The organism is Novosphingobium sp. BL-A-28-Hi1-0D (assembly GCF_055521755.1).
This window is the reverse complement of sequence record NZ_CM145502.1, coordinates 1269532-1291856: the sequence shown is the minus strand read 5'-3', so window position 1 is coordinate 1291856 and position 22325 is coordinate 1269532. Positions and strand designations below refer to the sequence as shown.

General features: G+C 64.9%; 24 protein-coding genes and 1 pseudogene. 15 read left to right on the top strand and 10 right to left on the bottom strand.

What is annotated here, in order from left to right; all coding sequences use genetic code 11:
- Positions 1-80: 80 nt before the first annotated feature.
- The gene (gene lipB / locus ACZ1JW_RS06385) at positions 81-752 is read left to right on the top strand and encodes a lipoyl(octanoyl) transferase LipB (RefSeq protein WP_465142373.1); all 672 of its coding nucleotides are present in this window, start codon (positions 81-83) and stop codon (positions 750-752) included.
- Positions 749-1030, top strand: coding sequence for a hypothetical protein (locus ACZ1JW_RS06380; protein ID WP_465142372.1), 282 nt, complete (start codon positions 749-751; stop codon positions 1028-1030). The genes lipB and ACZ1JW_RS06380 overlap by 4 nt, the downstream gene beginning before the upstream one ends.
- Here the strand turns inward: ACZ1JW_RS06380 and ACZ1JW_RS06375 are convergent.
- Together ACZ1JW_RS06375 and ACZ1JW_RS06370 are read right to left on the bottom strand one after the other, a co-directional pair.
- Positions 1013-1894, bottom strand: coding sequence for an HpcH/HpaI aldolase/citrate lyase family protein (locus ACZ1JW_RS06375; RefSeq protein WP_465142371.1), 882 nt, complete (start codon positions 1892-1894; stop codon positions 1013-1015). The two genes, ACZ1JW_RS06380 and ACZ1JW_RS06375, sit on opposite strands and share 18 nt — an antisense overlap.
- 25 nt (positions 1895-1919) lie before the next feature.
- On the bottom strand, positions 1920-3026 hold the full coding sequence (locus ACZ1JW_RS06370) for an alkene reductase (protein WP_465142370.1): 1107 nt from the start codon (positions 3024-3026) through the stop codon (positions 1920-1922).
- Positions 3027-3099: 73 nt separating this feature from the next.
- On the opposite strand from ACZ1JW_RS06370, the gene ACZ1JW_RS06365 reads away from it, so the two are divergent.
- The 3 genes and pseudogenes from ACZ1JW_RS06365 to ACZ1JW_RS06355 all read left to right on the top strand — a co-directional run bounded on the left by ACZ1JW_RS06365 (position 3100) and on the right by ACZ1JW_RS06355 (position 4580).
- The gene (locus tag ACZ1JW_RS06365; RefSeq protein ID WP_465142369.1) at positions 3100-3996 is read left to right on the top strand and encodes a DMT family transporter; all 897 of its coding nucleotides are present in this window, start codon (positions 3100-3102) and stop codon (positions 3994-3996) included.
- Between the two features lie 58 nt (positions 3997-4054).
- Positions 4055-4240, top strand: a pseudogene (locus ACZ1JW_RS06360) (BrnT family toxin); the annotation flags it as partial.
- A 55-nt stretch (positions 4241-4295) separates the two neighbouring features.
- Entirely contained in the window at positions 4296-4580 is a 285-nt protein-coding gene (locus tag ACZ1JW_RS06355) for a helix-turn-helix domain-containing protein (protein WP_465124350.1), read from the top strand.
- Positions 4581-4584: 4 nt separating this feature from the next.
- Here ACZ1JW_RS06355 and nadA read toward each other — a convergent pair whose 3' ends face one another.
- The 6 genes from nadA to ACZ1JW_RS06325 form a co-directional block, all read right to left on the bottom strand.
- Positions 4585-5583 carry a quinolinate synthase NadA gene (gene nadA, locus ACZ1JW_RS06350; RefSeq protein WP_465124351.1) on the bottom strand — a complete coding sequence of 333 codons (999 nt, stop codon included), beginning with the start codon at positions 5581-5583 and terminating at the stop codon, positions 4585-4587.
- A gap of 57 nt (positions 5584-5640) precedes the next feature.
- Complete coding sequence (locus ACZ1JW_RS06345; protein WP_465142368.1) at positions 5641-6372, bottom strand: adenylate cyclase; 732 nt, start codon at positions 6370-6372, stop codon at positions 5641-5643.
- 103 nt (positions 6373-6475) lie between these two features.
- Positions 6476-7132 (bottom strand): DUF4230 domain-containing protein, encoded by a 657-nt coding sequence (locus ACZ1JW_RS06340; RefSeq protein ID WP_465142367.1) that lies wholly within the window; start codon positions 7130-7132, stop codon positions 6476-6478.
- The gene (locus ACZ1JW_RS06335) at positions 7114-8031 is read right to left on the bottom strand and encodes an MBL fold metallo-hydrolase (RefSeq protein ID WP_465142366.1); all 918 of its coding nucleotides are present in this window, start codon (positions 8029-8031) and stop codon (positions 7114-7116) included. The genes ACZ1JW_RS06340 and ACZ1JW_RS06335 overlap by 19 nt, the downstream gene beginning before the upstream one ends.
- Positions 8032-8084: 53 nt before the next feature.
- Positions 8085-8570, bottom strand: coding sequence for a DUF1465 family protein (locus ACZ1JW_RS06330; protein ID WP_465142365.1), 486 nt, complete (start codon positions 8568-8570; stop codon positions 8085-8087).
- Between the two features lie 127 nt (positions 8571-8697).
- Positions 8698-8895: a YdcH family protein gene (locus tag ACZ1JW_RS06325; RefSeq protein WP_144904618.1), complete on the bottom strand. Its 198-nt coding sequence runs from the start codon at positions 8893-8895 to the stop codon at positions 8698-8700.
- Between the two features lie 117 nt (positions 8896-9012).
- On the opposite strand from ACZ1JW_RS06325, the gene ACZ1JW_RS06320 reads away from it, so the two are divergent.
- From ACZ1JW_RS06320 to ftsH, 6 genes are all read left to right on the top strand, one after another.
- On the top strand, positions 9013-9288 hold the full coding sequence (locus ACZ1JW_RS06320) for a YdcH family protein (RefSeq protein ID WP_465124356.1): 276 nt from the start codon (positions 9013-9015) through the stop codon (positions 9286-9288).
- Between the two features lie 149 nt (positions 9289-9437).
- The gene (ptsP, locus tag ACZ1JW_RS06315; protein ID WP_465142364.1) at positions 9438-11711 is read left to right on the top strand and encodes a phosphoenolpyruvate--protein phosphotransferase; all 2274 of its coding nucleotides are present in this window, start codon (positions 9438-9440) and stop codon (positions 11709-11711) included.
- Between the two features lie 160 nt (positions 11712-11871).
- Positions 11872-12879, top strand: a complete 1008-nt coding sequence (locus ACZ1JW_RS06310) for a helix-turn-helix domain-containing protein (RefSeq protein ID WP_465142363.1) — start codon at positions 11872-11874, stop codon at positions 12877-12879.
- A gap of 109 nt (positions 12880-12988) precedes the next feature.
- Positions 12989-13993 carry a tetratricopeptide repeat protein gene (locus ACZ1JW_RS06305; RefSeq protein WP_465142362.1) on the top strand — a complete coding sequence of 335 codons (1005 nt, stop codon included), beginning with the start codon at positions 12989-12991 and terminating at the stop codon, positions 13991-13993.
- A 115-nt stretch (positions 13994-14108) separates the two neighbouring features.
- Positions 14109-14957 (top strand): tRNA lysidine(34) synthetase TilS, encoded by an 849-nt coding sequence (tilS, locus tag ACZ1JW_RS06300; RefSeq protein WP_465142361.1) that lies wholly within the window; start codon positions 14109-14111, stop codon positions 14955-14957.
- 138 nt (positions 14958-15095) lie between these two features.
- Positions 15096-17030 (top strand): ATP-dependent zinc metalloprotease FtsH, encoded by a 1935-nt coding sequence (gene ftsH / locus ACZ1JW_RS06295; protein WP_465142360.1) that lies wholly within the window; start codon positions 15096-15098, stop codon positions 17028-17030.
- A gap of 66 nt (positions 17031-17096) precedes the next feature.
- Here the strand turns inward: ftsH and ACZ1JW_RS06290 are convergent, their stop codons facing one another.
- The gene (locus ACZ1JW_RS06290; protein WP_465142359.1) at positions 17097-18146 is read right to left on the bottom strand and encodes a DUF3667 domain-containing protein; all 1050 of its coding nucleotides are present in this window, start codon (positions 18144-18146) and stop codon (positions 17097-17099) included.
- Between the two features lie 125 nt (positions 18147-18271).
- Here ACZ1JW_RS06290 and ACZ1JW_RS06285 point away from each other — a divergent pair, with 125 nt between their 5' ends.
- The 4 genes from ACZ1JW_RS06285 to ACZ1JW_RS06270 are packed head-to-tail and all read left to right on the top strand — an operon-like array spanning position 18272 to position 21689.
- Positions 18272-19825: a peptidoglycan DD-metalloendopeptidase family protein gene (locus ACZ1JW_RS06285; RefSeq protein WP_465142358.1), complete on the top strand. Its 1554-nt coding sequence runs from the start codon at positions 18272-18274 to the stop codon at positions 19823-19825.
- 36 nt (positions 19826-19861) lie between these two features.
- Complete coding sequence (gene hemB / locus ACZ1JW_RS06280) at positions 19862-20854, top strand: porphobilinogen synthase (protein WP_465142357.1); 993 nt, start codon at positions 19862-19864, stop codon at positions 20852-20854.
- Positions 20855-21421 carry a gamma carbonic anhydrase family protein gene (locus ACZ1JW_RS06275; RefSeq protein WP_465124364.1) on the top strand — a complete coding sequence of 189 codons (567 nt, stop codon included), beginning with the start codon at positions 20855-20857 and terminating at the stop codon, positions 21419-21421.
- Entirely contained in the window at positions 21402-21689 is a 288-nt protein-coding gene (locus ACZ1JW_RS06270; protein ID WP_465124365.1) for a DUF167 domain-containing protein, read from the top strand. The genes ACZ1JW_RS06275 and ACZ1JW_RS06270 overlap by 20 nt, the downstream gene beginning before the upstream one ends.
- On the opposite strand, the gene ACZ1JW_RS06265 is transcribed toward ACZ1JW_RS06270, so the two are convergent.
- On the bottom strand, positions 21667-22305 hold the full coding sequence (locus ACZ1JW_RS06265; protein WP_465142356.1) for a YoaK family protein: 639 nt from the start codon (positions 22303-22305) through the stop codon (positions 21667-21669). The genes ACZ1JW_RS06270 and ACZ1JW_RS06265 overlap by 23 nt on opposite strands.
- Positions 22306-22325 lie beyond the last annotated feature (20 nt).

Below are 22325 nucleotides of genomic sequence, written 5' to 3'. Positions count from 1 at the left end.
GTCGTGGCTTGGCGTCGAACGTCAGTTTTTGCCGGTTGCGCCTCTTGCCAGTGGCAAAGCGCTGCGCCATCTCGCAGGCCATGGCCTCACGCGATATGATCGAAATCCGCCGCGAAAGCGCGCAAGTGCCTTATCGCGAGGCGCTTGACGCCATGGCCGCGCGCAATGCTGCAATTGCCGAGAGCAGCGCGCAGGAACTGATCTGGCTGCTCGAGCATCCGCCGGTCTATACCGCCGGCACCAGCGCTTCGCCCGACGAACTGCTCGACCCGCGCTTCGAGGTGGTCGAGGCCGGGCGCGGGGGGCGCTATACCTATCACGGGCCGGGGCAGCGCATCGGTTACGTCCTGCTGGACTTGCGCACGCGCGCTCGGGACGTGCGCGGTTTCGTCCACGCGCTGGAGGGCTGGGTGATCGACACGCTGGCAGACTTCGGCGTCGAATCGTGGCGCGCGGAAGGCCGCGTGGGCATCTGGACAAAGGGTGCGGACGGGCGCGAGGCCAAGATCGGCGCGATCGGCGTGCGCATCCGTCGCTGGGTGACGATGCATGGTTTCTCGGTCAATCTCTCGCCCGATCTCGCGCACTTCGGCGGCATCGTGCCCTGCGGGATCGAGGAGTTCGGCGTGACGAGCCTTGCCGCGCTCGGCCGCGATGTTACACCCGCGCAGTGGGACGAGGCGCTGCTGGCGCACTTCGACCGCTTTCTCGAACGCTTGGACACCGCCTGTCCGCCTCCGGAGGCCGCATGATCATTCGCTCCCTCGCGCTCGGCCTGTGCCTCATGACCTGCGCCTGCGGCAAGAAGGCCGATGAGGCCACCACGAGTGCCGCGGGGGGCGAAGTCCTGCCCGGCTCGATCTCGGACGCGATGATCGACCTCGACACGTCGACGGCCTCGCCGCCGATGGCCGCCGTTCATGCAGACAAGAAGAAGGCCGCGCCCGATGCGAGCGAGGCGGCACCCGACGAAGCTGCCGCAGAACCCGCAGCCGAGGCCGCGCCTGCTGATTCAGCCGATACCCAGTAGCTGCTTTGCCATTCTGAGGTGCGGCTGGTCGACCATGCGGCCGTTGTACTGCAGCGTCCCGGCATAGGGATTGGCGGCAAAGAGCGCGACGATGGCCTGCGCTTCGGCCAGCTCTTCCTCGGTCGGCGCAAAGGCGGCATTGATCACCGGCACTTGTGAGGGGTGGATCGCAAGCATGCCGGTGAAGCCATCAGCCTTGGCGGCTTCGGCAGCGCGGCGCGTGCCCTCCTCATCGCGGAAATCATCATGCAGGGTATCGATAGCCCAGACGCTCTTGGCGTGGGCGGTCAGCAGGCACTGTGCGCGGATGAAACGGAAGGCATCGGTCCATGCGCCGCCCGCATCGCGCTTGCGGCTGGCGCCGAGTACGGCGGACAGGTCTTCTGCACCCCAGGTCAGCCCTGCAAGGCGAGGCATCGGTGCATCGACGTATAAGGGGATGGTGAGGGCCGATTTGGCCGTCTCGCTTACCAGCGGGAGGATTTTCGTCGCACCATTGGGCACTCGGTTGCGCTGTTCGAGCTCGTAGATCTCGGCGGCGAGCATGCGGACCTGTTCGGGCCCCTCGCACTTGGGCAGCATGACGCCATCGGGCGCGCCTGCCATGACCACAGCCAGATCGTCGCGCCACATGCCGGTGTCGATCGCGTTGATCCTGACCCAGCGCGCGACGGGGCGGTTCTCGGTCACGTGCTGACGGTGGATCGCGAGCCAGTCGCGGGCGAGGACGCGGGCTTGCGGCTTGGCCGCAGGAGCCACCGCGTCCTCGAGATCGACGATCACCGCATGCGCACCCGTCGTCATGGCCTTGCCCAGCTTCTTCTCGTTGTCACCGGGAACGAAGAGCCATGATCTTGGCGGCATGCGGCATTACTCCATAAGAGCGCTTCTAGCCGGCCAGAGCGGTCTCCTCCGCCAGCGTCGGATAGTCGGTATAGCCGACCTCGCCCGGGAAATACCATGTCTGAGGCACCCCCTTGTTCGGATTGAGGTGGGCACCGGTGCGGATGCGCTCGACGAGATCGGGGTTGGAGATGAACGGGCGGCCGAAGCTTATCGCGTCAGCACGGCCAGAGGCGATGTCCGCAGCCGCCTTCTCCGGAGTGTAATCGCTGTTGAGCACCAGCGGGCCGGTATAGATCGAGCGGATAAGTGCGTCCTGCTGGGGAACCTCGGTCGCACCGTAGGTACCATCAGGACCCGGCTGGCGCAGTTCGAGGAAGCCGATGCCCAGAGCCTGCAGGGCGCGCGCGGCTTCGCCAAAGGTGGCCTCGGGATTGCTGTCGTCCGTTCCTTGCGAATCGCCGTTTGGCGACAGCCGGACACCGACCCGCTCCTTGCCCCACACATCGATCAGGCGCGCGGTCACTTCGCGCAGGAGGCGCACGCGGTTGGCCGGGCTGCCGCCATAGTCATCATCGCGCAGGTTGGTACCATCGCGCAGAAACTGGTCGATCAGGTAGCCATTGGCGGCGTGGAGCTGCACGCCGTCGAACCCGGCCTTCTTCGCATTCTGCGCAGCACGGGTGTAATCATCGAGCAGGCGCGGGATTTCGTCGAGCCGCAGGGGGCGCGCGGTTTCATAGTCCTTGCGCCCTTCAGGGGTGTGGGCATGGCCCGGTGCGCGCGTAGCCGAAGCGGAAACCGGCGGTTCGCCATTGTTGAAGACGGAGTGGACGACGCGCCCCATGTGCCAGAGTTGCAGCACGATGCGGCCACCCGCATCGTGAACCGCTTCGGTCACCGGCTTCCACGCTTCGGTCTGTTCGTCGGTCCAGATGCCCGGCGCGCTCGGCCAGCCAAGGCCTTCGCGGCTTATGCCGGTGGCTTCGGAAATGATCAGCCCTGCGCTGGCCCGCTGGCGATAGTATTCGACCATGATCGGCGTAGGCACGCTGTCACCGCTGGCGCGGCCGCGGGTGAGCGGAGCCATGATGATTCGGTTGGGCGCTTCGATCGCGCCAAGGTTCAGGGGCTGAAACAGGGGCTCGTGCATGCTAGGGGCCTCTTTCGTGAAAAGGTCGGCGAACGTTCTAGGTTTCGCTTTGCAACTGGATTAAGCAGCGCCGATGACGAATTCAAGTGACGCAACCTTGTCATTTCGCCCCAGTCCCAAGCATTTCCTTGCCCTGCTGACAGGAAACGTTGCGCTGGCATTGGGACCCTGGTTCGTGCGCATTGCCGACAGCGGACCGGTCTCGGCCGGATTCTGGCGACTGGCGTTGGCGCTTCCGCTGCTGGGCCTGTTTGCGGTGCGTAGCCGCGAAACCTTGTGGGGATACCGCGCGAAGGACTGGTGGTTCATCGCAGGCGCGGGCGTGGTCTTTGCGCTCGACCTTGCCAGCTGGCATGTCGGGATCGAGCGGACCAAGCTCGGCAACGCGACCCTGTTTGGCAATTCGGGCAGCGTGATCCTGATGGTCCTGGGCCTTTTCACCATGCACCGCCGCCCGCATTTGCGTGAATTTGCAGCGGTGGCGATGGCACTGGGCGGAGCGGGGCTGCTGCTTGGCCGCTCGATGGAGATCGACGCGCGCACGCTTGCCGGGGACCTGTTCTGCATCCTCGCCGGACTGTTCTACGTCGTTTACATCCTGCTGGTGCAGAACGTGCGCGAACGATTGAAGCCGTGGAGCCTGTTGTTCTGGTCGAGCCTTGCGGGGTGCCCGGTCATGCTCGGCACGGCGCTGGCGATGGGCGAGCCCGTGCTGGCGCACAACTGGTGGCCGCTGATCGGACTGATGCTGGCAAGCCAGATCGTCGGGCAGGGGCTGCTGGTCTATTCGCTTGGCCACTTTCCCCCGCTGGTGATCGGGCTCGTGCTGCTGACCCAGCCTGCGGTCTCGGTGATCGTCGGTTGGATTTCGTTCGGCGAGGTTCTGGCCCTTCCCGATGCCATCGGCATGGCGCTCGTCGGCGCGGCGCTGGTGCTGGCGCGGCTGGGTGAGGGGAAACCCGCAGGATAGTGCCAATATCGACTCGTCTCCGCTCGTCTGCTATGTGTGAATCACATAGTCAGAGGCAATGGAGTTCGAGTTCGATCCGACCAAGGACGAAGCCAACCGTTTCAAGCACGGGCTGAAGCTGGCGTTCGGGGTGCGCGTGTTTCTGAGCGACGACCATGTGGTCGTGGCCTCGCACCGCGCGATCGATGGTGAGGACCGGTTCAAGGCCATCGGGCTTGTTGACGGAAAGCTTTATACCGTCGTCCACGTTTGGCGGGGCGACAAGGTGCGGCTGATTTCGACCAGACGGAGCAACGCGAGTGAACAAAGAGACTACGATCGCTATTCCGGCCGATCCGAACGATCCGGAGGATTTCGATGTTACCGTCGCCGCGCTGGAACGCGGGCTGATGGGCCGTCGCGTGCGCAAGCTGCGGAACCGCCTTGGGATGACGCAGAAGGAATTCGCCGCCGTTTTCGGCATCCCCGCCAACAGCATCCGCCAATACGAGATCGGGCGCTACATGCCCCCGCCCGCCGTGCGCGCTTACCTCAAGGTGATCGAGGCAGAGCCGGAAATGGTGCGGCGAGTGATGGCTGGTTGATCGGTCAGCTACCGAACGGCTTCGCCCCGAGATCGCCCATGCCTACCGTGCCGCTGGCCATGTCGAGCATGCGGTCGAGGCTCTTCTTGGCGGCGAGGCGAAGGTCTTCGTCCATCTCGATGCGGGGCTGCAGGTCGCGCAGGGCGAGGTAGAGCTTTTCCATGGTGTTGAGTGCCATGTAGGGGCAGATGTTGCAGTTGCAGTTGCCGTCCGCGCCGGGGGCGCCGATGAAGGTCTTTTCCGGGATCGCCAGCTGCATCTGGTGGATGATGTGCGGCTCGGTCGCCACGATCAGGGTGTCGCCGGTGAAGGTCTTGGCGAACTGCAGGATGCCGCTGGTCGAGCCCACATAGTCGCAATGGTCGATGATGTGCGGCGGGCATTCGGGGTGGCCTGCCACCGGCGCGCCGGGGTGCTGCGCCATGAGCTTGAGCAGCTCGGTTTCCGAAAACGCCTCGTGCACGATGCAGACGCCCGGCCAGAGCAGCATGTCGCGGCCGAACTTGCGGTTGAGATAGCCGCCGAGGTGACGGTCGGGCCCGAAGATGATCTTCTGTTCGGGCGGGATCTGCGCGAGGATCGTCTCGGCGCTCGATGACGTCACGATGACGTCGGACAGCGCCTTCACCTCGGTCGAGCAGTTGATGTAGGTCAGCGCGATGTGATCGGGGTGGGCTTCGCGGAACGCCTTGAACTTGTCGGGCGGGCACGAGTCCTCGAGGCTGCAGCCTGCGTCCATGTCGGGGAGGACCACGATCTTCTCAGGGCTGAGGATCTTGGCGGTATCGGCCATGAACTTGACGCCGCAGAAGGCGATGACGTCAGCATCGGTAGCGGCTGCCTTGCGCGAGAGTTCGAGGCTGTCGCCCACGAAATCGGCGAGGTCCTGAATTTCCGGGCGCTGGTAATAGTGCGCAAGGATCACCGCATTGCGCTCCTTGCGCAAACGGTCGATCTCGGCGCGCAGGTCAAGGCCGGAAAGGTTCAGGGGCTGGGCAGTCATCGCGTCACGTCCTCCCGCCCGCTTGAGGCCTGCGGGCGAGAGGGGGACTTAGGGTCCTCAGCCCGCTGCCGCAATACCTTCAGCGAGCGAAACGAACGGGGGGAAGACCGACAGGCCCATCACGACGCCGAACAGGACGATCACGGCAAGTGCGCTGATGCGGGTGGCAGGATGCACCGAGCCGGTTTCGCTCCGGTCGTGCAGGGCGATGATGCCGACCGCGCAAAGCTGGAAGAACGCTTCGGTGACCGGCGTCCATACCGGCCCGAGGATGGGTGCTGGCACAAGGCGGCCGATGGCAGGTTCGAGAACCAGGATCATCGCGCCCATCATCAGGCGGCGGTGCCATTGCGTTTCCTTGCGCATGGCGATGGCAGAGATGACCATGGCTGCAAACAAGGTCGTGCCAATGTGCGTCAGCGCCAGAAAGTAGGCGTTGCTGAAGAAGGGCGGCACGCGGTGCAGTTCGATCGCCATGCGGCCGGTGAACATGCCGAGCCCGGCAATGAACAGGACGAGGGCCAGTGAAACCCAGCCGAGCTTGCGGTGCAGGGCGATGTTGCCAGTCAGTGCCAGCTGGTTCTGAAGCACGAACATGCCGAGCCACGAGAGCATCGCCACGCCGTGGAGATGCACCCAGATCGGCGCGGTACTGGGCGAAACGAAGCCGCGCAGGGCCCACTGGCCGAACGCGAAGACGACAAACACAGCCATCCCGATGGCCATGCGGGTAAAGAAGCGCTGGTCGCGCGAGTAAGGATAAGCGTAAGTGATTGCGGCGGTAGCCATTTCGAGTCTCCACCAGTCCCGGTGCGCCCGCTAGGAGATTCGCACATGATCGGCGGTGACGCCAGTCACACTTGCAACTATTCCGGAATGGGTGGAAACCGCTCTAGCGCGCGTCGAACGTGACGTCGACCTTGGCCTTGCCGTAGCCCGCGACCTGCAAGGGGATCGACAGGTTCTGCGCGATGGCTTCCTTCGCGGCCTGACGGGCGAGGTTCATCAGCACAGGGTTCGCCGCCTGCTGCACCGCCTGCGCTTCGGCAAGGCGGGTGTTGTCGCGGGTCAGCTTGTCCTGCGCGTCGCGGCTGATCCAGATGCCGTCGCGCAGGTACTGGGCGCGCGCTTCGTCGAGATTGGGGCGGCTGACCGTCAGCGGGGGCAAGCGGACCGAGAGAGTCTGGCCTTGCGCATCCCACGACAGCCGGTCCTTGCCGACGGCGGCGAGGTTGATCGTGTAGTCGACGCGCGCAGGAATGACCGCAATCTGCTTGGCATTGACGAGGCCGAACAGGCGGGAATCGTTGCTCGATACGACCGGAGCCAGCTCGGCGCTGAACACCGTCAGCTTGTCCTGCTTCTCGAACGCGACGAGGCTGGTGGCTAGGGGATCGCCGAGGTCTTCGGGTTGCCACCACTTCCACGCAAAGAACGCGGCAGCGGCCAGGGTCACGATGAACAGGCCCCACGGCAGGAGCGATGCGCGGGCCAGCGATGGCGCGGGTCGGGTCTGGGGTGGTTGGCCGGTCAGGCGGTGATCATCCATGTCTCGTCCTCAACCCGCACCCGGCCCTGCTGTTCCAGATCGATGAGGTGGGCAAGGACTGAACGGCCTGCGGCACCGTGAAGGCGCGGGTCTAAGCCTTTGTACATTGCGGCGACGAATTCGGGGATGGCGTGCGGACCGCCGTCGCCGAGCAGGCGCAGGATCTGGCGCTCGCGCTGGCGGCGGTGGCCGAGCATGCCGCGCACCAGCTGGCGTGGATTGTCGATCTGCGGGCCGTGTGCGGGGTAGAGCACGCGGTCGTCGCGGTCATGGAGCTTCTGCAGGCTGACCATGTAGGCCGCCATGTCGCCATCGGGAGGGGAGACGACCGAGGTCGACCAGCCCATGACGTGATCGCCGGTAAACAGCGCGCCGCTTTCGACCACGCTGTAGCACAGATGGTTGGAGGTGTGGCCGGGCGTGGCAACGGCTTCGAGCGTCCAGCCATCGCCCGAGATGCGCTCGCCATCGGTGAGCACGCGGTCGGGGCTGTAGTCGGCATCGAAGGCAGCGTCGGCACGCGGGCCGTCATCGTCGAGCGTGAGCGGGGCGCAGCCGATGATGGGGGCGCCGGTGGCTGCCTTGAGCGGACGCGTGGCCGGACTGTGGTCGCGATGGGTGTGAGTGCAGACGATGGCCGCGATCCGGGCATCGCCCACCGCGCGCAGGATCGCATCGACATGCCCCTCGCTTTCCATGCCGATCCGGTCGTCCATGCCGAACGGTCCGGGATCGATCACCGCAACGTCAGCGCCTGCGCCGACGATGTAGGTCTGCGTGCCGGTGAAGGTATAGGGCGATGGGTTGGGAGCAAGCACGCGGCGGACCAGCGGTTCGAGCTGCTCGGCAAGGCCGACAGGCCATTCGCTACGATCGGGTATGGGGGGCATCTGCGCCATGCCGAGTGCTATGGGGATTGTGCGCGGTCCGTGCAACCACGGACGCACGGACATCAGGCAGCGCTTGTCGTTTCCTCGACGGCGCGGGCAAGCCGTTCGCGCAATCGCTGGACAGCCCCGGCGCTTGCCACACTTTCCGAGCGCCAGGCCTGCTCCAGACGCTGGATGCGTTCGTAAAGGCGCTCGCTCTCATGAACCAGGGTCTGCACGTCATCGGGCAGCGAGGCGACTACATCGGGATCGCTGGCCGGGAAGTTGGCGATCAAGCGGCCATGGCGGCGCAGCTGGAGTTCGGACAGTTCGCCGGCGAAGTGGGCGCGGTGATTGAGCAGCCAGGCGAGGCAATGCATCACGCGCGTCGTCGTGCGCAGCGCCTCGCAGCTGACCTGCACGCGCTGCAGGTCCTCGTCGGCAAGGCCCGAGCCAGCCGTTTCTTGGCGCAGCCGTTCGAAGCGCACGCGCACCGCATCGGCAAGGCCGATGGCCTGCGCATGAAGCGCTTCGACAATGCGCGGGTTGAGGCTCTGCATCAGGGGCATGACAAGCGCATAGTCCTGCGATCGGGCTTTCGCCAACACCGCTTGGCCGGTGCAATTGTCCCAAAACCTGAACGTTTCTTAACGGGACAGGTCACCAATTCGGACCTTTCGATTCAAGTCTTTGATTTCAGGCGATGATGTCCGGGATCAGGTAATCCTCGATCATCGCGATCTGGTCTTTCAGCAGCAATTTGCGCTTCTTGAGGCGGGCGATCTGCAGTTGGTCGCGCACGCCATTGAGAGACAGCGCATCGATGGCGGCGTCGAGATCGCGGTGTTCGATACGCAGCGCCGCGAGCCGCTTGCGCATTTCCTCTTCGGTCACGTTACGCCAAACTCCTTCGACCCGGTAAACCGGTGCTTGCGCAAGTCTTACGGTCAAACCCGTAAACCTGCACGCTCCGACGCGGTTTGACTTGCAAGATACGGCGATTGTGGGAGCATGACAACGCGCCGCCTGAACGAGTCGGGCACAACACCGATCAAGGCGTCGCCGCCCCCGCACGGGGCAGGCCTGTGCGGGTATCTGACGGGGGCTTTCCCCTTAGGAGGACAACGCATGGAATCGACGCATCTCAGCGCACTCCAGATGAAGCACGCCGGACTTGAAAGGCAAATCCAGATGGAAATGTCCCGGCCCCTCCCCGATGATACGCTGGTGGCCCAGCTCAAAAGAAAGAAGCTGAAACTCAAGGAAGAGCTTTCCCGGCTCAATTGAGCGCCATCCAAGAGGCAAGTGCAGAGCCGCCCCGCAAGGGCGGCTCTTTTGCGTCATGGCAGGTGAATAGCTATCCGCTCCACAATGGTGGACGTATCGGATTGTGCGCAACATTCCCAAAGCGCGCGCACTAGGCTAATCCGTGTCCCATGCTCAGCGCCGTGACCGCCGCCCGCCAGATTCTCACCTCCCTCCACGAGGTCATGGCCTCGCGTGCCGGCGCGCAGGCCAAGCTCAACCAGATCGTCGAAGTGATCGGCAACAACCTCGATTCCGAGGTCTGCTCGATCTATCTCCTGCGCGAGGGCATGCTCGAACTCTTCGCCACGCGTGGCCTCAACCAGGCGGCAGTGCACGTGACGCGCCTTGCCGTGGGCGAGGGTCTGGTCGGGACGATCGCGGGCAATGTCGAGACGCTGAACCTTGCCGAAGCGGCCGCTCATCCGGACTTCGCGTTCCGCCCCGAAACGGGCGAGGAAAAGTTCCACTCCTTCGCAGGCGTGCCCATCGTCCGGCGCGAACGGGCCGTAGGCGTGGTCGCCGTCCAGCATGTCGAGCCGCGCCGCTACGAAGAAGTCGAGATCGAGGCGCTGCAGACCGTGGCGATGGTGCTTTCGGAACTCATCGCCAATGCCGAGCTGATCGACGACGAGGAAACGCTCGGCGTTCCCGCGCACCTCACCGGGCCGGACCGGCTCAAGGGGCTGACGCTGGTCAAGGGTCTCGCCAGCGGGGTCGCGGTGTTCCACCAGCCCCGCGTGACGATCGAGCACGTGGTCGCCGAGGATACCGAGGCCGAGCGCCAGCGGGTCTATCTCGCGTTCGACAAGATGCGCGAGCAGATCGACCGGATGGCCAGCCAGGCCGAGTTCGGCGTGGGTGGCGAGCACGAGGAGGTGCTCGAGACCTATCGCATGTTCGCCTACGACGAGGGCTGGTCGCGCCGCATCAACGAGGCGATCGATTCAGGGCTCACTGCCGAAGCCGCGATCGAGCGGGTCCAGCAGCGCACCCGCATGCGCATGCGTCAGATTGACGATCCGCTGCTGGCCGATCGCATGCACGATCTTGAAGACCTCTCGAACCGGCTGCTGCGCACGGTGTCCGGGCAGGTCGGCACGGCGGCGAGCATGGGGCTGAAGGGCGATGCCATCCTGATCGCCCGCAACCTTGGCCCTGCCGAACTGCTGGAATACGATCGCCGCCGGTTGAAGGGCGTGATCCTCGAGGAAGGTTCGCTCACCGCGCACGTGGTGATCGTGGCGCGTGCCATGGGCATTCCCGTCGTGGGGCGGATGCGTGCGCTTCGCGGGAAGGTGCGCGAGGGCGATCACCTGCTGCTCGACGGCGATCAGGGCGTGGTGGACGTACGCGCCTCACCCAGCCTGATCGAGGCGTTCGAGGCCCGCTTTGCCAAGAACCGCGAACGTCAGGCCCATTACGCGACGATGCGCGAGGTGGAGCCGTTCACGCGCGACGGCACGCGAATCACCGTGCTGATGAACGCAGGCCTGCGCGACGATACGCCGATGCTGGGGATGACCGGGGCAGACGGCATCGGCCTGTTCCGAACCGAATTCCAGTTCCTCGTCTCGGCAACGCTCCCGTCGCGCGAACGCCAGACGCGGCTCTATCGCGACGTGCTCGATGCCGCCGGAGACAAGCCGGTGGTGTTCCGCACGGTCGACATCGGCGGCGACAAGGTCCTGCCCTATCTTCGCCACAACGATGGCGAGGCCGAGGAAAACCCGGCGATGGGCTGGCGTGCCCTTCGCGTTGCGCTCGAACGCGATGGTCTGCTCAAGGTACAGGCGCGCGCGCTCCTCGAAGCTGCGGGCGGGCGCACGCTCAACGTCATGTTCCCGATGGTGACCGAGCCCTGGGAGTTCGATGCGGCTCGCGCCGTGTTCGAAAGTCAGCTGGCTTTCCTGCGCCAGCGCAAGAAGATCCTGCCCGAGGCGATCCGCTATGGCGCCATGCTCGAAGTTCCGGCGCTGGCGGAATGCCTTGATATCCTGGCACCCAGGCTGTCATTCCTGTCGATCGGCACGAACGATCTGACGCAGTTCCTGTTCGCCGCCGATCGCGCGAATCCCAAGCTGGCCGAGCGTTATGACTGGCTCAGCCCCGCCATCCTGCGCTTCCTGCGCCGCGTGGTGAACACGCTTGCCCCGTTCGGTACGGATGTGACCGTCTGCGGTGAAATGGGCGGACGCCGTCTCGAGGCACTGGCCTTGCTAGGCCTTGGCATAACCCGGTTGTCGATCACGCCTGCCGCAGTCGGGCCGGTCAAGGAACTGGTTCGCAAAATTGACGTGAACGAGATTCGCGCCGCGATGAACGGCTGGCTTTCCGAACCGCCTGCCGACTTGCGCTCCGCCATAGCCGAATGGGCGTTCTACCGTGGCATAGAGTGTGATTGACACATGATCGTGATTTGACGCGTGCGCGGCTGGCACCGGCAAAAGTGCGTTTCGTCGCCGAATTCCGCCATTTTTCACCCAAGGGCGTTGACTTTCACGGCATTGCAGCGAAGCCTTGTTAAAGGGTTGCTAAGCACAAGTTGAAGACGGGAGCCACGCCTTGGCTGAAGCCGGCGGTCTGCAGGACATTACCAATGACGATACCACGCTCACGCCCGCCGGAGAACCTGGCAGGCCGCGCGTGAACGACACTCTGCGCGCGGCCCGCGAGGCTGCAGGTCTGGATATCAAGCAGCTTTCCCAGCTTACACGCGTCACTTCACGCCATCTTGAGGCGATCGAAGCGGGTGACTACGCTTCGCTGCCAGGTCGACCCTATGCGCTGGGCTTTGCCCGCAGCTATGCAAAGGCAGTCGGACTGGACGAAAGAGTGATTGCCGATGCGGTACGCGCCGAACTCGACACCCATGCGCCACCGCCACCGCCACGGGTGATAAACCAGTTCGAGGTCGGCGATCCGATCAAGACGCCTACACGGCTGACCGGCTGGTTGGCGGCGGGCCTTGCTCTTGCCATAGCGCTCGCTGGGCTGGTGTTCTGGCGCAGCTATTACCTGCCCTCTGCCGAACTGCCCTCGCTGGTCGGGCCTGAGGAAGCCACGCCTGCGGCTGCGCCCTCTGCTGCGGCTGCCCCGGTCACCCCGCCGATACCTTCCGGACCGGTTGTCTTCACGGCGACCGAGGACCGTATCTGGGTCAAGTTCTATGACGGCCAGGGCAAGCAGATCCTCCAAAAGGAACTGGCCAAGGGCGAAAGTTTCACTGTTCCGGCCGATGCCCTGGACCCCAAGCTTTGGACGGGGCGGCCCGATGCGCTGTCGATCACGATCGGTGGTCAGGCAGTGCCACGGATTGCCGAGAAGGAAGGCATCGTGAAGGACGTGCCCGTGACGGCGTCGGCGCTGCTGGCTCGCGCGGCGGTCCCTGCACCGACGGTCACGGAGAATGCCGTGTCGGCGACCAGACAGCCTGCGGCACCAAGGCGGACGACTGCACGCCGTCGTGCGGATACGGCAGCGACAAGCGCTCCGGCCGAAGGATCGGCGCCGGTCGCTGCGCCGACACCCGCTGCGGCGACGACTGCACCTGCATCCACGGCCTTGCGCTGACACCGTCTCGACTTGGCGGCCCTGATCGGGCAATCTTCGGTTAACGGCTGAACAGCGTTCGCGGGATCGTGCGAGCGCCGCTGTACCGGGCCGCAGTACGGGAATGACCATGACGATGACTCTCCGGCGCGCCGCGCCGCTTGCTGCTATACTGATGGGACTGACTGTCCCTGCCGTCACGCCGCTGTTTGCGCAGTCGGCTGCTCCGAAGGCCTCTGCCGCGCCGGTCGATCCGGAAATGCGCCTGCGCCGGATCGAGGCGGAAATCCGCGCGATGCAGCGCAAGGTCTTCCCCGATGGCGCGGGCAAGACTTTCGTGCCCGAAATCACGCCCGGCCAGGCTGCTGCCGCCCCTGCGACTGCCCCAGCCTCGTCGGCGGTAAGCGATATCCTTGCGCGGATGGACGCGGTCGAAGCGCAGATGTCGCGCCTGACCGCGCAGGTCGAGGAAGGTCAGAACCGGACCGCCAAGCTCGAGGAAAGGCTGGCGAAGCTTGAGGCTGCTGCCGCGTCGGCTGCCGAGCCAGTGGCAGAGTCTCCGGCTCCCCAGGCCACGCCAGTTGCAACGCCTGCCGCGCCAGCGCCCAAGCCTGTCGCGACACCACCTGCAAAGCCCGCTGCAACACCTCCGGCCAAGCCTGCCGCAGCGCCTGCCGCCAAGCCTCTCACACCCTCGGCAGCACGCGTCGCCGCCGTTCAGGCGATCGAGAAGCCCGCCACTGCCGATGCCGGGATGGACGACTACAACTACGGTTTCCGGCTGTGGGAAGCCAAGTTCTATCCAGAGGCGCAGCAGCAGTTGCAGATCTACGTCGATCGCTATCCCAAGCACAGCATGATCAGCTTCGGTCGCAACCTGCTCGGCCGCGCATGGCTCGATGATGGAAAACCAGGCACCGCGGCGCAGTTCTTCCTGCAGAACTACCTTGCCGACAAGAAGGGCGCGCGTGCACCTGACAGCCTGCTTTATCTCGGCATTGCCATGGTCAAGCTCAAGGACACCGAGAAGGCCTGCGGTGCGTTCGCCGAACTCGCCTCGACCTACCCGGACGAGATCGCCGGTCGCCTCAAGGGCCAGTATGATGCCGCGCGCGGCTCGGTGAAGTGCAAGTAATGGTCTCGGGAATAGCCTGACCGCTGCGGCTGCGCGCTTTGCCGCGCAGTGGGCAGCGGTTGCTCCTGAAGGTCGCGTCGGGCTTGCCGTATCGGGCGGGCCGGACAGCCTCGCCATGCTGCTGCTGTTCCACGAAGTTGCGCCGCGCGACTTCTCCGTGGCGACGGTCGATCATGGTCTGCGCCCGGAAAGCGCGAATGAGGCGGCGATGGTCGCTGGCCTCTGCGCGGAACGCGGCATTGCCCACACGACGCTGACGATTTCGCTCGCCAAGGGCAGTGCCGTGCAGGAGCGGGCGCGGGCGGCGCGGTATCACGCACTGGCAGGATGGATGCGTGAACAGGACTTGTGCGCCCTCGTCACCGCCCACCACGCCGACGATCAGGCCGAGACGATGGTGATGCGCCTGAACCGTGGTGCAGGCCTGCGCGGACTTGCCGCAATGCGCAGCGTGGCTCAGGTGCCGGGCGCGGCCGAACTGCCCCTGCTGCGCCCGCTGCTGGGGTGGCGGCGGGCAGAGCTTGGCGCGGTAGTCGAAGCCGCCGGAATCGCCCCGGCACTCGATCCATCGAATCACGACGCCAGCTATGAGCGGGTGCGGGCGCGTGAAGCCATGACGTCAACACAAGCTTTCGACGCCAATGGCTTTGCGACAAGTGCCGCGCATCTGGCGCAGGCCGATGTGGCGCTCGACTGGGCACTGGCGCAGCTGTGGACGCAAGTTGCCGTCGACGCATCCGCCATTCACATCACCCCGCCGCCAGACCTGCCGCGGGTGCTGGCGCTACGCTTGCTGGAACGTGTGATGGCGCATTTCAACGCCCCGTCCCCGCGCGGGGGCGAGCTCGTCCGCTGGCTCGAGTCGCTTGAAGCGAAAGGGGTGGCGACGCTTGGCGGAATCAAGGCCGATGGCCGCGACGGGGCATGGCGTTTTACCCTTGCGCCAAAGCGCCGCGACGCCTGAACCTGCCCTAGCGGGACAGGTCGCTGAAAAACCGCAATTGCTTTATATAGCGATTCAGGCGTTATTGAGATTCTGAAGGCCAATCCTACATTGGCTTCATACCCGCCCGCGTCCCCGGGCGATTGCGGAAAGACAGCGATGAACGACGACCAGCCCCAGGGCAATCCGTGGATCAAGAGCCTCCTCGTCTGGGGCGGGATATTCCTCGCACTCCTGCTCGTCGTCTCGATGTTCGGTTCGCGCGTCGATACGACCGCGACGACCATTCCCTATTCCGCTTTCCGCAGCCAGGTGAGCGAAGGTCTGGTCCGCTCGGTCGAGATCGCGCCGGAGCGGATCACGGGCACGCTCAAGAACGGTGGCCAGTTCGCCACGGTGCCGGTGCCCGGCGATTCGGACCTGCCCAAGCTGCTGGCCGACAACAACGTGCAGTACGCGGGCAAGGCGGCAGAACAGCCGAACATGCTGATGTACATTCTGTTCAACTCGCTGCCGTTCCTGCTGATTCTCGGCGTTGCCTTCTTCGCGCTGCGCCAGATGCAGAAGGGCGGCGGTTCGGGCGCGATGGGCTTTGGCAAGTCCAAGGCCAAGCTGCTCACCGAACGGTCGGGCCGCGTCACTTTCGATGACGTTGCCGGCATCGACGAAGCGCGTGAGGAGCTGGAGGAAATCGTCGAGTTCCTGCGCGATCCATCGCGCTTCTCCAAGCTCGGTGGTCAGATCCCCAAGGGCGCGCTGCTGGTCGGTTCGCCCGGCACCGGCAAGACCCTGCTCGCCCGCGCGATCGCCGGTGAAGCAGGCGTGCCGTTCTTCACAATCTCGGGCTCGGACTTCGTCGAGATGTTCGTCGGCGTCGGCGCAAGCCGCGTGCGCGACATGTTCGAGCAGGCCAAGAAAAACGCGCCATGCATCGTGTTCATCGATGAAATCGACGCCGTCGGCCGCCACCGTGGCCACGGCCTCGGCAATTCGAATGACGAGCGCGAGCAGACGCTGAACCAGCTGCTGGTCGAGATGGACGGCTTCGAGGCCAACGAAGGCATCATCATCATCGCGGCAACCAACCGCCCTGACGTGCTCGACCCTGCGCTGCTGCGTCCCGGCCGATTTGACCGTCAGGTGGTCGTGCCGATCCCCGATATCGAGGGCCGCGAAAAGATTCTCTCGGTGCACATGAAGAAGGTGCCGCTCGCGCCCGACGTCAACCCGCGCACCATCGCGCGCGGCACGCCGGGCTTCTCGGGCGCGGACCTTGCCAACCTCGTCAACGAGGCCGCCCTGCTCGCCGCGCGCCGCAACAAGCGCCTTGTTGCCATGCAGGAGTTCGAGGACGCCAAGGACAAGGTCATGATGGGTGCGGAACGCCGCTCGATGGTCATGACCGACGACGAAAAGAAAATGACCGCCTATCATGAGGCTGGCCATGCCATCGTCTCGGTGCAGGAACCGGCATCCGACCCGATACACAAGGCCACGATCATCCCGCGCGGCCGCGCGCTGGGCATGGTCATGCGCCTGCCTGAGCGTGACAGCTATTCCTATCACCGCGACAAGATGCACGCGAACCTCTCGGTCGCCATGGGTGGCCGCGTCGCCGAAGAGCTGATCTTCGGGCACGACAAGGTGTCGTCGGGCGCTTCGTCGGACATCCAGTACGCCACTTCGCTGGCGCGCTCGATGGTGACAAAGTGGGGCATGTCCGACAAGCTTGGGCCGCTGCAGTACGAAGATCAGCAGGAAGGCTACCTTGGTATGGGCGGATCTGCCCGCCTGTTCGCCTCGGACGAGACCAACAAGCTGATCGACAGCGAAATCCGTGGCCTTGTCGACGGTGCCCATGCGCGGGCGACCGACATCCTCAAGACCAACGAGGACAAGCTCCACCTTCTTGCCCAGGCGCTACTCGAGTATGAGACGCTGACGGGCGACGAGATCAAGGATCTGCTCGAAAGCGGCAAGCTCGACCGTCCGCAAAGCCCGAGTGGCCCGGCCCGTCCGGTCTCGGCACAGGGCTCGGCCGTTCCCCGCGCCGGACGCAAGTTCGGCGGTTCGGCCAGCCCGCAGCCGGCCTGATTCAAGCTTGATCGAAATGCGAAAGGGCGGGGGGAAACCTCCGCCCTTTTCGTTTGCGCGACAGCCTTATCCGCCCGCCTCAACCAGGATTACCAACGCGAACAGCATCATCGCCAGAAAGGCGAACATGCTGAGGAACCACGTCCGCCACCACGCGCCGAACCACGAAAGTCCATAGGCCCCGCGCAATTGCAGCAGCATGTGGATCGGCGGAAGGATGGCGATTACGCCGATGTTTGCGATGCCGAGAGTGTTCCCGATCGTCGCCACGATGCCAAGCAGGGTCATGAAGCAGAGCGAATAGGTGACGAACACGGTGTGATCGTAGAGCCCGAAGCGGCGACTGAACGGGAACAGCAGCCACAGGAACGGTACCGAGATCGGGATCAGTGCCCAGCTCAGCTTGTAGCTGTAGGTCTGCACCTTGTAGAGCGCGAGGCCGGGATTGGCCTTTGCCTTCTTCACCGCCTCGTTGATCCAGCCGATGTCGCTCGCCGTCTCGAGGCCGCTGGTGTCGATGTTCGAAACGCTGACGCCGCTCGCTTTCAGCTTTTCCATTGCGGCGATGTTGTCATTCGATTCGGCGATGCCCTTGTCGATCCTGGCGAGCAGTTCGGGATCGCCAGCGGCTTCCTTGCGCGAGGCCACCAACTCGGCGAGGTCCTTGCGTTCGTTCTTCAGCGCCTGATCCACGGTTACGTTGACGTTGGCGCCGATGTCCCCGCCCAGCGAATTGATCGTGGTGAACAGCAGGAACACGCAGAACAGGAAAAGCGCGATGGGCGAGACGTAAGAGGCGCGCTTGCCGTCAATGTATTCGCGGGTGAGCCTTCCGGGCCTGGCCACGAGCATCGGCAGCGTGCGCCAGATCTTGCCTTCGAAGTGGAATACGCCGTGCAGCAGGTCGTGAAAGAACGCGCCAAGCGTCTTGTGAACGTGTGCGGCCTGCCCGCAGGCGTGGCAGTGGCTGCCGACAAGTGCCGTGCCGCAGTTCAGGCAGGCGGATTCATGGGTGTGACCATCGCTCCGGTATTCTCCAGCCGTCGGCTCGACGGTGCGTGCCGCTGCCAATGCCCCTGCCATGTCGCCGAGTGTCTCGGTTCCGCTCAATGCCATTCCCCCTGTTGCGCTCTCAGCATAACGACCCCGGGCTTGCCCTGCCACACCCTTGAGACATCACGATTTCACCGAACATTAACCTTGAACGTGCAGTCCGGAGCCCAAGAGGGTAAGCAGGACACGTGTTCACGCCACGAGATCAGATGATGGCGCTCGCCGGAGCGGGTGGGGGGAGCGGCTTCGGCCAGCGCACTGCCCCGCCGCGTGCGCCTGTCCTGCCCTCGCGTGCGCAGCGTCTGCTTCGTACGTTCGAGCAGCGGTTAGCACATCATTGGCCCCGCGTGATCGCACCGGTCGAACGCTGGTTCGCGAAAGTCGATCTTGCGCCCGATCTTGCTGAGGACATCGGTAGCGCCCGCTGGTTCCGCGGGTTTGGAACGATGCTCGGTCTTGGCGCAGCGGCTGTGCTGATGTGGCCCGACTTCGCGCCGTTGCAGGCTGCGCCGCTCACTGTTCTCGATGAGGCGGCGCAGGCTGAAATGCGCGTGCAGGGCATCCGTCCACTCGCGCTCGGCGCCGACAATGGCCGCCACATGACCGCGACCTCTGCCGTCATCCCGCTGGCTGCGGCGCCTGAGCGGCCCAGCATCGATCTTTCTGCAACGCTCGGTGCCGGCGACAGCTTCCCGCGCATGTTGCAGCGCGCAGGCCTTGCCAGCACCGACATCGTCCGCGTCATCGATCTGGTGGGCGGGCAGGTGAAGCCCGGCGCAATCCCGGAGGGTACACGCTTTGCTATCAGGCTCGGCGCGCGCTCCAGTCCGGCCCAGCCACGTCCGCTGGAACAGCTCTCGTTCCGTCCGCGCTTCGATCTTGCACTGGATATCCGGCGCAGTGGCGGCGGGCTGGTGCTGGCGTCGAACGCCATTGCGGTGGACACTTCGCCCATGCGCATTCGCGGCATCGTCGGGGCGAGCCTATATCGTTCTGCCCGCGCAGCAGGTGCACCGCCGTCGGCCGTGCAAGACTACCTGCGCACCATCGACGAGCACATGGCCTTCGAGGAAATTGCCCCGGGCGACGAGTTCGACCTCGTCTTTGCCAACCGCCGTGCCGGAACCGGCGAGGAGCAGGCGGGCGACCTACTTTATGCAGGCGTGGTCCGCGCCGGAAAGCCGGTTCTGCAACTGCTGCGCTGGGGCAATGACGGCGCGTTCTATTCGCCGCAGGGCATGGCTGAGGGCGCGCAGGAGACCACCGGCTTCCTTGGCGCGCCGGTCAATGGTCACATCACCTCGGGCTACGGCGCACGCCGCCACCCGATCCTCGGTTACGTCCGCATGCATGCCGGGATAGACTTCGCCGCCAGCTGGGGCGCTCCGATCTATGCTGCCACCGACGGGCGCGTGAGCTTTGCCGGATGGCACGGCGGGCACGGCAACTACGTGCGGCTCGATCACGGCGGTGGCATTGGCACAGGTTACGGTCACATGAGCCGCATCGCTGTGGCTCCGGGCATGAGCGTGCGGCGTGGTCAGGTGATCGGCTATGTCGGCTCGACCGGCCTCTCCACCGGCCCGCATCTGCATTACGAGATGTATCGTGGCGGGCAGACGGTGAACCCGCTGTCGATGACCTCGATCGTGCAGCGCGCCGCGGTTGACCCGGCGCAACTGGCGGCGTTCCGCAGCAAGCTTGCCCAGATCACGGCGATCCCGGCAAATCGCAGCCGGTGATTGCAGCCGCATCGCTGGTTCGCTACGCCTGCAACCATGACCAGCTATCCGATGATCCGCCTGCGCCGCACCCGTGCCACCGCGTGGAGCCGCGCCATGCACCGCGAGGTGCTCGTCACGCCTGCCGACCTGATCTGGCCGTTGTTCGTGACCGAAGGGCAAGGCGTCGAAGACCCGATTCTTTCGCTTCCCGGCGTATCGCGCTGGTCGGTCGACGGGATCGTGGCGCGGGCAAAGGAAGCGGTGGCGCTCGGCATTCCCTGCCTTGCGCTGTTTCCGAACACGCAGGCTGACCGCCGCAGCGAAGACGGCAAGGAAGCCCTGAACCCCGACAACCTGATGTGCCGCGCCATCCGCGCGATCAAGGACGCCTGTGGCGACGACATCGGCGTGCTGACCGACGTCGCGCTCGATCCCTATACCAGCCATGGCCAGGACGGGCTGATTGACGAGCAGGGCTATGTCCTGAACGACGCAACCGTCGAGATGCTCGTCGGCCAGAGCCTCAACCAGGCGGCGGCGGGCGCTGACATCATCGCGCCATCGGACATGATGGATGGCCGCATCGGTGCGATCCGCGAGGCGCTGGAAGGTGCTGGCCACGCCAACGTGCAGATCATGTCCTATGCGGCCAAGTACGCCTCGGCGTTCTATGGTCCGTTCCGTGACGCCGTGGGGTCAAGCGGGCTGCTCAAGGGCAACAAGAAGACCTACCAGATGGACCCGGGCAATGCCGAGGAAGCGCTGCGCGAGGTCGAGATGGATCTGGCCGAGGGCGCGGACAGCGTGATGGTCAAACCGGGCCTGCCTTACCTCGACATCGCATGCCGCGTTAAGGAAACGTTCGGCGTGCCGGTCTTCGCCTATCAGGTGAGCGGCGAATACGCGATGATAGAGGCGGCTGTGGCGGCGGGTGCTGCCGATCGCGACGCGATGGTGCTCGAAACGCTAGTGGCGTTCAAGCGCGCGGGCTGCTCTGGCGTGCTGACCTACCATGCTGCCCATGCGGCGCGCCTGATGAGCAAGTAAATGACCTATCCCGACGTTTCGATCATTCCGTTCAATGGCAAGATGCCGCGCGTCCACGAATCCGCGTTCATTGCGCCGGGCTGCCGGATCATCGGCGATGTCGAGATCGGGCCGGACGTATCCATCTGGTACAACTGCGTGCTGCGCGGCGACGTGAACGCCATCCGCATCGGCGCGCGCACCAATATCCAGGACGGCAGCGTCATCCATGTCGACAGTCCGGCGCCGAACAAACCCGACGGTTTCCCGACGATCATCGGCGAGGACGTGCTGGTCGGCCATCTTGCCATGGTCCACGGCTGCGTGATCGAGGATCGCGGTTTCGTCGGCCTCGGCGCCATCGTGATGAGCGGCGCGCATATCGAGAGCGATGGCATGCTGGCGGCTGGCGCGATGCTGACCGGTGGCAAGCGCGTGCTTTCGCGCCAGCTGTGGAGCGGACGCCCCGCAGCGTACATGCGCGATCTCAACGACGTTGCGATCACCGAGATGCAGCGCGGCGTGCAGCACTACGTCCAGAACGGACAGGCGCATAAGGCAGCTGTCCTTGGCACGACCGAAGGCTGACCTCCCGTCGCCCGCTGCCTTGCGGGCGCTTGCGGACAGTGAAGGACGGCTGGCCGTGCGGGTGACGCCAGGCGCGCGCAGCGAAGGCATCGAGATCGAAGAGGGCCGCGTATCGGTCAAGGTGCGGGCCAAGCCTGAGGACGGCAAGGCCACGACCGCCGTTCTCGAACTGCTGGCGCTGGCGCTGGAAGTCGCGCCGTCGAAAGTGGAAATGTTGCGCGGCGCAACTTCGCGCGAAAAGCTGTTCAGGATTCCTCTGGAACCCTGAACGCAATGGCTACCATCAGCGCGGACCATGCGCTGGCGATCCACAGGCAGCCCATAGGCAGGCGGTCCTGCAGGAATGCGCCCAGCACCGCGCCGGCCAGCAGCCCCATCCACAATTGTGCCCAGGATGTCCAACCGCTCTGCCGCTTGCCTGCCAGCTGCCCCGCCAGCCCGATGCCGAGCTTGACCAGCGCTCCCGTCATGTAGGTAAGGCCCACCGTCACTTCGCCATCGCGCTGGAACGTGTTGTTGAGCGCACCCATGGCGAGAACAAGGCCGCCCATCATCATCGCGTCATGATCAAGGGCGCGGGCGAGCGATGCGGCGAGCAGCAGCAATGTGACCAGCGCCAGCACGGCGGGCTTGCGCAAGACGCCCGCGCGCTCCGAAACGAGAGCGCCACCGGTCACGCCGGATATGAATCCGAGGATCAGCAGGGCGGGCACCAGAGCATCCGCTGGTGCCGTACCGAGCGCTACGCCAAGCCGGGTGGTGTTGCCCGACATGAACGAGACGAAATAGCCGTGCGCCGAGAGGAAGCCGACCGAATCGACGAAGCCGGCCATCGCGGCAAGGGCCATGGCAAAGGCGCGGCGCTGTCGGTCATTGAGGATCACGCAGGCCTTCTAGCGGGCCT

What these genes read in the sequence shown, in the direction of transcription:
- lipB (WP_465142373.1), top strand. Translation starts at nt 81, where the DNA reads ATGGCCTCACGCGATATGATCGAAATCCGCCGCGAAAGCGCGCAAGTG.
- ACZ1JW_RS06380 (WP_465142372.1), top strand. Translation starts at nt 749, where the DNA reads ATGATCATTCGCTCCCTCGCGCTCGGCCTGTGCCTCATGACCTGCGCC.
- ACZ1JW_RS06375 (WP_465142371.1), bottom strand. Translation starts at nt 1,894, where the DNA reads ATGCCGCCAAGATCATGGCTCTTCGTTCCCGGTGACAACGAGAAGAAG.
- ACZ1JW_RS06370 (WP_465142370.1), bottom strand. Translation starts at nt 3,026, where the DNA reads ATGCACGAGCCCCTGTTTCAGCCCCTGAACCTTGGCGCGATCGAAGCG.
- ACZ1JW_RS06365 (WP_465142369.1), top strand. Translation starts at nt 3,100, where the DNA reads ATGACGAATTCAAGTGACGCAACCTTGTCATTTCGCCCCAGTCCCAAG.
- nadA (WP_465124351.1), bottom strand. Translation starts at nt 5,583, where the DNA reads ATGACTGCCCAGCCCCTGAACCTTTCCGGCCTTGACCTGCGCGCCGAG.
- ACZ1JW_RS06345 (WP_465142368.1), bottom strand. Translation starts at nt 6,372, where the DNA reads ATGGCTACCGCCGCAATCACTTACGCTTATCCTTACTCGCGCGACCAG.
- ACZ1JW_RS06340 (WP_465142367.1), bottom strand. Translation starts at nt 7,132, where the DNA reads ATGGATGATCACCGCCTGACCGGCCAACCACCCCAGACCCGACCCGCG.
- ACZ1JW_RS06335 (WP_465142366.1), bottom strand. Translation starts at nt 8,031, where the DNA reads ATGGCGCAGATGCCCCCCATACCCGATCGTAGCGAATGGCCTGTCGGC.
- ACZ1JW_RS06330 (WP_465142365.1), bottom strand. Translation starts at nt 8,570, where the DNA reads ATGCCCCTGATGCAGAGCCTCAACCCGCGCATTGTCGAAGCGCTTCAT.
- ACZ1JW_RS06320 (WP_465124356.1), top strand. Translation starts at nt 9,013, where the DNA reads ATGACAACGCGCCGCCTGAACGAGTCGGGCACAACACCGATCAAGGCG.
- ptsP (WP_465142364.1), top strand. Translation starts at nt 9,438, where the DNA reads ATGCTCAGCGCCGTGACCGCCGCCCGCCAGATTCTCACCTCCCTCCAC.
- ACZ1JW_RS06305 (WP_465142362.1), top strand. Translation starts at nt 12,989, where the DNA reads ATGACGATGACTCTCCGGCGCGCCGCGCCGCTTGCTGCTATACTGATG.
- tilS (WP_465142361.1), top strand. Translation starts at nt 14,109, where the DNA reads ATGCTGCTGCTGTTCCACGAAGTTGCGCCGCGCGACTTCTCCGTGGCG.
- ftsH (WP_465142360.1), top strand. Translation starts at nt 15,096, where the DNA reads ATGAACGACGACCAGCCCCAGGGCAATCCGTGGATCAAGAGCCTCCTC.
- ACZ1JW_RS06290 (WP_465142359.1), bottom strand. Translation starts at nt 18,146, where the DNA reads ATGGCATTGAGCGGAACCGAGACACTCGGCGACATGGCAGGGGCATTG.
- hemB (WP_465142357.1), top strand. Translation starts at nt 19,862, where the DNA reads ATGACCAGCTATCCGATGATCCGCCTGCGCCGCACCCGTGCCACCGCG.
- ACZ1JW_RS06275 (WP_465124364.1), top strand. Translation starts at nt 20,855, where the DNA reads ATGACCTATCCCGACGTTTCGATCATTCCGTTCAATGGCAAGATGCCG.